This window comes from Thermogemmatispora sp., from assembly GCF_019683635.1.
Taxonomy (GTDB): Bacteria; Chloroflexota; Ktedonobacteria; order Ktedonobacterales; family Ktedonobacteraceae; genus Thermogemmatispora.
The window spans coordinates 1-6,530 of sequence record NZ_JADGIA010000254.1; the positions used below are offsets into that span (position 1 = coordinate 1).

The 6,530-nt window shown below is 58.9% G+C and carries 5 protein-coding genes and 1 rRNA gene; 3 read left to right on the top strand and 3 right to left on the bottom strand.

The window, feature by feature from the left end; genetic code table 11:
• Both IRZ31_RS19320 and IRZ31_RS19325 read right to left on the bottom strand, forming a co-directional pair.
• Positions 1–872, bottom strand: an 872-nt coding sequence (locus IRZ31_RS19320) for an FHA domain-containing protein (protein ID WP_297156751.1), incomplete at its 3' end; no start/stop codon positions are given.
• A 442-nt stretch (positions 873–1,314) separates the two neighbouring features.
• Complete coding sequence (locus IRZ31_RS19325; RefSeq protein ID WP_297156754.1) at positions 1,315–2,463, bottom strand: hypothetical protein; 1,149 nt, start codon at positions 2,461–2,463, stop codon at positions 1,315–1,317.
• A gap of 397 nt (positions 2,464–2,860) precedes the next feature.
• Between IRZ31_RS19325 and IRZ31_RS19330 the strand changes: the two genes are divergently transcribed.
• The 3 genes from IRZ31_RS19330 to queG are packed head-to-tail and all read left to right on the top strand — an operon-like array spanning position 2,861 to position 6,244.
• Positions 2,861–3,970, top strand: coding sequence for an ATP-binding cassette domain-containing protein (locus tag IRZ31_RS19330; RefSeq protein ID WP_297156757.1), 1,110 nt, complete (start codon positions 2,861–2,863; stop codon positions 3,968–3,970).
• A gap of 28 nt (positions 3,971–3,998) precedes the next feature.
• Positions 3,999–4,955 (top strand): ABC transporter permease, encoded by a 957-nt coding sequence (locus IRZ31_RS19335; RefSeq protein WP_297156760.1) that lies wholly within the window; start codon positions 3,999–4,001, stop codon positions 4,953–4,955.
• A 29-nt stretch (positions 4,956–4,984) separates the two neighbouring features.
• Positions 4,985–6,244, top strand: coding sequence for a tRNA epoxyqueuosine(34) reductase QueG (gene queG, locus IRZ31_RS19340; protein ID WP_297156763.1), 1,260 nt, complete (start codon positions 4,985–4,987; stop codon positions 6,242–6,244).
• Positions 6,245–6,435: 191 nt separating this feature from the next.
• Here the strand turns inward: queG and IRZ31_RS19345 are convergent.
• A 23S ribosomal RNA gene (locus IRZ31_RS19345) occupies positions 6,436–6,530 on the bottom strand; the annotation flags it as partial.

Genomic DNA, 6,530 nt, shown 5'->3' on the forward strand with positions numbered 1-6,530 from the left:
AAAGCTTGAGTAAACTGCTGCTCGCTCTCACTAGCCTGCAGCGTGGATGAGAATTGCCCATAGGCCGTATGATAGTCACTCTTCTTCAGAGCGCTGCAGAAGGTGTCAAGCGTCTTCTGAGGCGATGAAGCAAGCAAGCCAAGAGGTCCAGGGAAATTGAGGGGATTAAAGAGTACTACAACCAGAGCAAGCACCAAAAGCACGAATACCAGGAGACCGGCAACCAGACAACCTGTGCATCCCCTGCGTCGTGGTTGTGGTTGCGGCTGCGGTGGGAACTGCGGATAGCCTGGCGCCTGACCGGGGAAGGATGGCGCCCCCTGGGGAGGTGGTCCATAGGGTGCCGGCTGTACGGGGTAGCCCGGAGAGCCTGCCGGCGGCTGCTGGCCATAGCCCTGGGGGGGTGGTCCTCCATAGGGCTGAGCCTGCCAGCCTCCTTGCTGCCCATACCCCTGCCCCTGGGCAGGAAAGGCAGCAGCAGGGGGCGACTGATACGCTGATTGAGGATAGGAGGGCGCTGCCGGCGAGGGCTGGAACTGATCGGGTGAACCAGCCAACACGGTACGCTCTTCTGCTTGATTCGCGGCCCCAGCAACCTCATAGGTAAAGACTGTCTCGCCAAAACGAATGCGATCACCGGAGTTCAGTCGCTGGGGCACCTGACTGGCCAGGCGCTGATCATTGACAAAGGTGCCATTGGTACTGCCTCGATCAATCAGGCTGTACCCTCCCTCCTCAGCACGAAATTCCGCATGGTGTGACGAAACCTGTTGATCGTTCAAACGAATCTGATTATCGGGCGCACGCCCCACAGTCGTCACGCCCGGCCCCAGGGTAATACGCCCCTGTGGGCCGTTCAAGCTGGCTTCCACAAGAGAACTCCTTCTTCCTTATCGATGTGTAGATCCTTCCCGCTTGTCTGCTTAGAGCCATTCAGCCGGCTACACCACCTTGGCCACAGCGGACCAGATCGCTCTGCAACTGTACCACTGATTACTACGCAAGCAGAGCTGGTATGGCTTCGACATGACATGCTACTAACTGGCTCGCGTTTTCCTCACAGCTAGCAGCCTGTTGCTTCCCGGTGATCTCGCTCGCTCACCTCAAAACAAGAAGTAGCTGGAGCATTTAGAGTGATACATGATCGGCTTGAGATATTCTGGCAACCCAATCTTCACCGTACCCTAGAGGAAACTCCCGTCTGACTCGACACGGCCCACCCTTACCTATCCCTTTCCAAAAAAACGCAGCAAGCGTGCTTTTTTCAAGGAGAGCTATTGTCCAGGGCTAGCGATGTCCCGCTGTCACAGGCACTCAGGAGAGAGCATTGAGGCGCCAGATATCGGCCTCCAGCACCAGCTCATCTTCATCGGTCTCCGTTTTGCCATTGGCATAGGTGATGACGCCCTTCACAATGAACCGGTCAGCTTTTTTCTGCGCCGCTCCCACGGAGCAGCTCTTGATCCCCCCATTGCTCTTGATGACCGGATTCACCACGTTGATAAACTGGCGCAGGCCACCAAAGTGGGCCTGGAAGTCCAGGCTGAGTAGTTCATAGGCTATGTCATAAGTGCCCTGCTGCAACGCCTTGCAGAAACTCAAGAGGGAGCGCTCCGGCGTCGACAAAGACGACAGAGCATCGATCAACCAGTCGTCCGCCGCAGGTACCAGCAGGGCCGTGCCCTGCTCCGGCTGAACCTCAGTCCGATAGCGTACCACGACCAGAGCCTTGGCCTGCGTGGGAACCACCGCCTCAATCTGTGAGGAGCAGGAAGTGATACCATCCACAAGCAAGCGGAAAATCCCAAGAGAGACATGGTGCTGAAAAAGCGGAGTCAACCTTGCGTAAGCGGCTTCAGCTTTTCCTGTTTCCAGTCCTGAACACAGGGCGCTGAGCGAGCGCGGCAGTGCCGTGAGCGCCTCGTCCTCGCTAATCAGCCAGGTTCCGCCCTCCTCGTTCAGGCCAACCTGCTGGGTCTGCAGCTGACCAGCGCCAGTGAAGCGTAGCACAGCCGTTGCCGTTGTCCCCTGCACATGCAAGGCCTCATAGCTACAGCGCTCGGTTTTTCCCAGCACGCCAGCGAAGACCTGAAAAGAAGCCTGGCGCTGCAAAGCCGAGTCCAGATAGTGATAGGCCGAGCCAGGATCACCCTGGCTCAGAGCAGTACAGAAAGCGGCTAATGACTTTTCGGGAGTCGAACGGAGCACAGACCCATAGTAGAAGGCCGCCCCGACAATCAGCGCCAGCAGCAGAATCGCAGCCAGGGCGAACAGGAGCAGCCGTCGACTCGCGCGCCGACGCCCCCCGCTGGCCGGTGGTGCTGGCGGTGACCAGCTCGACTTGCCAGCCGTCACAGACCACGGCGGCTCAGGGCCACCGTAAGCCATCTGACCCCTGGCATGGCCGTTGGAACCGGCGTGCAGATCTGGCAAACGTCCATCGTCAGGATCAATAGACCACATCAGCGCCTCTCTTCCTTCTTTCCTTCTGTCCGTCCGTCCCCTCTAATCAAGCAAGTAAATATCCTTTCCTGCTTCTTATTATCTTATTCCTCAGCCAGTCACCGACAGGATGTCAAGAGCAAGAACCAGCAGACCAGCCTTCCCCTGCGCAACAGGGCGGGGCGGCAACAGAGTCATGCAGGCTCCTGGCCAGCTACTTGCCAGCACAGGGTAAACAGGGCATACTAAAGAGACAGCAAGAGCGCCATAGCAACAGAGGAACCAAAGCCAGTCAGCGACTGGCTCCGGCGTGAGATCGGCGCCGACCTTTCACTCCCGGCGCGCTCCGCAGGCTGAAGTATCCAGCAGCGCGGACACCACTGGTGTTCAGCGGCGAGTACGCCACAAGGAGCAAAGCGTGAACGATATCATGCTCACCGAAGAAGATGACACCATCATCAGCACCACCAGACTGACAAAAGCCTTTGGCAACCTCGTGGCAGTCAACGATCTGAATCTGCGCGTGATGCGAGGCGACGTTTTCGGCTTTCTCGGCCCCAACGGCTCGGGCAAAACCACCACCATCCGTATGCTGTTGGGACTGATCCGTCCCACAGCGGGGCGCGCCTTTATCTTTGGCATGGACAACCAATATCAGCTTCCGCGCATCCTGCGGCGCATCGGTGCTGTCGTTGAGACGCCCGTCTTCTATCCCTACCTCTCCGGGCGAGACAATCTGCGCATCATCGCCGCGGCCTCAGACATGGCGCGGCATCCTCTCAACGAGAAGCGCATCGAAGAGACCCTTGAGCTGGTTGAATTGCGCGCCCAGGCCGGGCTAGCCTATCATAAATACTCGCTCGGTATGAAGCAGCGGCTCGGCATCGCCGCAGCCCTCCTGACTGATCCCGAGCTGATCCTCCTGGATGAACCAACCAACGGCCTGGACCCGGTCGGCATGGTTGAGATTCGCCAGCTAATCGTGCGTCTGGCCCAGCAAGGAAAGACCATCTTTCTTTCCAGCCACATTTTACACGAAGTTCAGCAGGTCTGTAACCGCGTAGCCATTCTGCACCGGGGCAACCTGATCAAGCAAGGTGACGTCAGCGCCCTCCTGCGCCAGAGCGAGCACATTCTGATCCGTATGAACAGCGCCGCCGAGGCGCGGGCGGCCCTGCAGGTTTTGCAGGAGGCACGCGAGCGCGGAGCCACCTGGATCAAAACCATTGTAGCCACGGGAGTCGGCCCCAGCGAGCAGCCTGGAAAAGCGAGCGAGGCTAGAGGAGAGACTGGGACAACACTGCGTGTTGAGGCGCCAGCGAAGCGCTCCGCAGAGATTAATGCCCTACTGGCCCAGCGGAACCTTTTCGCGGCAGAAATCCATCCCCAGGAGGGCAGCCTGGAAGAGGCCTTCCTTGAACTCACGGCAGCTGCTCAATTCCCCGGGGCAGCGGCCTCTGCCGTCGGGGGCCTTCCTGCCCCTGCGCCATACGGCAGGATCATGCCGGGAGAAGGAAAACCTCAGTAAGCGAAAGGAGCAAGGAGAAACAGAGCCTATGCATCCCATAGAGACCAGTCCTTCTACGCCGGCTAGAGAGGGTCAGCAGCCAGCCGAGCCGTTTGCCAGCGCGCCGGTCCTCCTGGGTCGGCGCGACTACTTGAGCGTCCTGCTGCGCCTGACTGCAATGGAACTCTACAAGCTTCGCCGCCGTCCGCTTACGAGGATCTCAGCCCTGATCCCCCTGCTAACCACCCTGCTGGTTTTCTTCGCCCTCTTCCTCTTCTCGACAGGAGACGGCAGCGGTCAGGTGGTCAGGTTGCTCCTGCCTCCCACTTCTCTCAATATCGCCGTACAAACAGCCCTTACACCTTTTACCATTCTCATTATTATTATCGCGGGTAGCACAGCTGGAGGCGAGTACACTCAGGGAACGATTCGCCTGCTCTTCACCCGAGGGCCCACGCGCACGCAGTTTCTACTTGCCAAGGTTGGGGCCGTGCTCATCTGCTGCATCGTGGGCATCAGTGGCCTGAGCATCAGCGGCCTGGTGATTGGCTACCTGCTCAGTCTTCTCAGGGAGGCGCCGGGTCCAGCTCCTTTTCTCACGACAAGCTGGTTGCTCCACACCGTCCTCTTTCTGCTTCTGGCCATCTTCAACTGGTTCATCTTCGCCGTCATTGCGCTTTTCTTTGGCATCCTGGGCCGCTCCAGTGCCGCAGGTATTGGAGGCGGCATCGTCTGGTATCTGCTGGAGCCTATCATTGGGCAAATCTGCCAGCTGAGCAGCGAGCTAGTGCAAGGCCCGGTCAGCGCCTTCCTGCGCGCCGTCCCCGACTACCTGATCGGTAATAACCTCGCTACCTTGATGGCTCATCAGGGGTATTATATCTTTGGGAGTAGTAGTATCTCTACACTGCCCGATACAGAAGCTCTTACAGTGCTGCTCGCCTACATTGTGCTCCTCTTGAGCATTGCTGGCTGGCTCAACCATAGGCGAGACATCACCAATTGACCTTGACTGAAACGGAATCGAGGCCCGGCATGAAGATGCTCGATGCCGCCCCAATCAAAGCATATGGCTATGAATTGGGCTTTGACCTCGTGCGCATCACAGGGGCAGAAGCTTTCCCCGAGGCCGAGCGTGTCATCAAGGAGCGTATTGCGGCGGGCCTCATGGACGGCCTCCCCTGGTTCACCAGCGAGCGAGCGGAAGTCTCCTGCCATCCCGACGCCCTCTTACCGGAGGCTCGTTCGATCATCGCCCTGGCCATGTCTTACCTCAGCGAGCTGCCGGAGGAGCCAGAGGATGGCCAGCCACGAGGCCGTATCTCACGCTACGCCTGGGGAGAGGACTACCATGAGATTATCAAGCCCAAGCTGAAGCAATTTGCCGACTGGCTACGGGAATATGCGCGTCGTGAGGCCGGGCAAGAGCTAGAAGCGAGACTATTCGTCGACACCGGGCGCATGGTTGACCGCGCTGTCGCCCAGCGTGCTGGCATCGGCTGGTATGGCAAAAACACGACCATTCTCACACGCGGCTGGGGCTCCTGGGTCTTTCTCGCCGAGATTGTGACAAACCTGCCCCTGCCTGCAGATGAGCCTCTGCAGGCCAACTGCGGGAAGTGTGAACGCTGCCTGTACGCCTGTCCTACTGGAGCTTTACCCGCTCCCTACGTGCTGGACAACCGGCGTTGCATCTCTTATCTCACGATCGAGCTACGCGGCAGCATCCCGCTAGAGCTGCGTCCTCTCATGGGGAACCTGATCTTCGGCTGCGACATCTGTCAGGAGGTCTGTCCCGTCAATCAGGTTGTGGAGAAGCGCCTCGGACTGCGCCAGGCCGGACGCACAGCAGAGCAGGCAGGAGATGGGAAGGCGGAAGCCGCAGGGGTGAGGTCCAGGCAGCGACCGCAGATGTGGCTGAGGAAGCGCGATGAGTTCCGCCCACGGCCCCAGGTTGGCGGCGCACCCGAGCTGATCCCGCTGCTGGCCCTCAGCGAAGAGGAGTTCCGCGCCCGCTTTCGTCATACCCCTATCTGGCGGGCCAAGCGACGTGGTTTGCTGCGTAACGTCTGTGTGGCACTGGGGAATCTCGGCGATAGGCGGGCCGTACCGGCGCTGATTCAAGCCCTCTATGATGCAGAGGCCCTTGTGCGTGGGCATGCAGCCTGGGCATTGGGATGCATTGGGGGAGAAGAGGCTCGGCAGGCGCTCACAGAGCGGCTTGAACAGGAAGAAGATCCAGAGGTTCGTCAAGAGATACTGCAGGCCCTGACCATGTTGGATGGTAAGAATTAAGCAAACAAAAAAGGCGCTGATCACGCCTTTTCCCACGTCAAGAAGCAGCTGCTCACCGCCCTTTCATTGAGCGATGAGAGACAACTGATCGCGAGACACTTGCCTCAATTTTGCCGAGAGAGAGCAGACAGCAGCTACAAGCTGGTCAGCGACATTCGGCACAAGAACGCAGCGCCATGAAGTGGATAGGAAGGCACAAGCCGTTCGGTCATTAGGGCCGGTCAGCTGCACCTGTTACCAGGTGTCCACCTCCGGTCTATCAACCAGGTGATCTTCCTGGGACCTT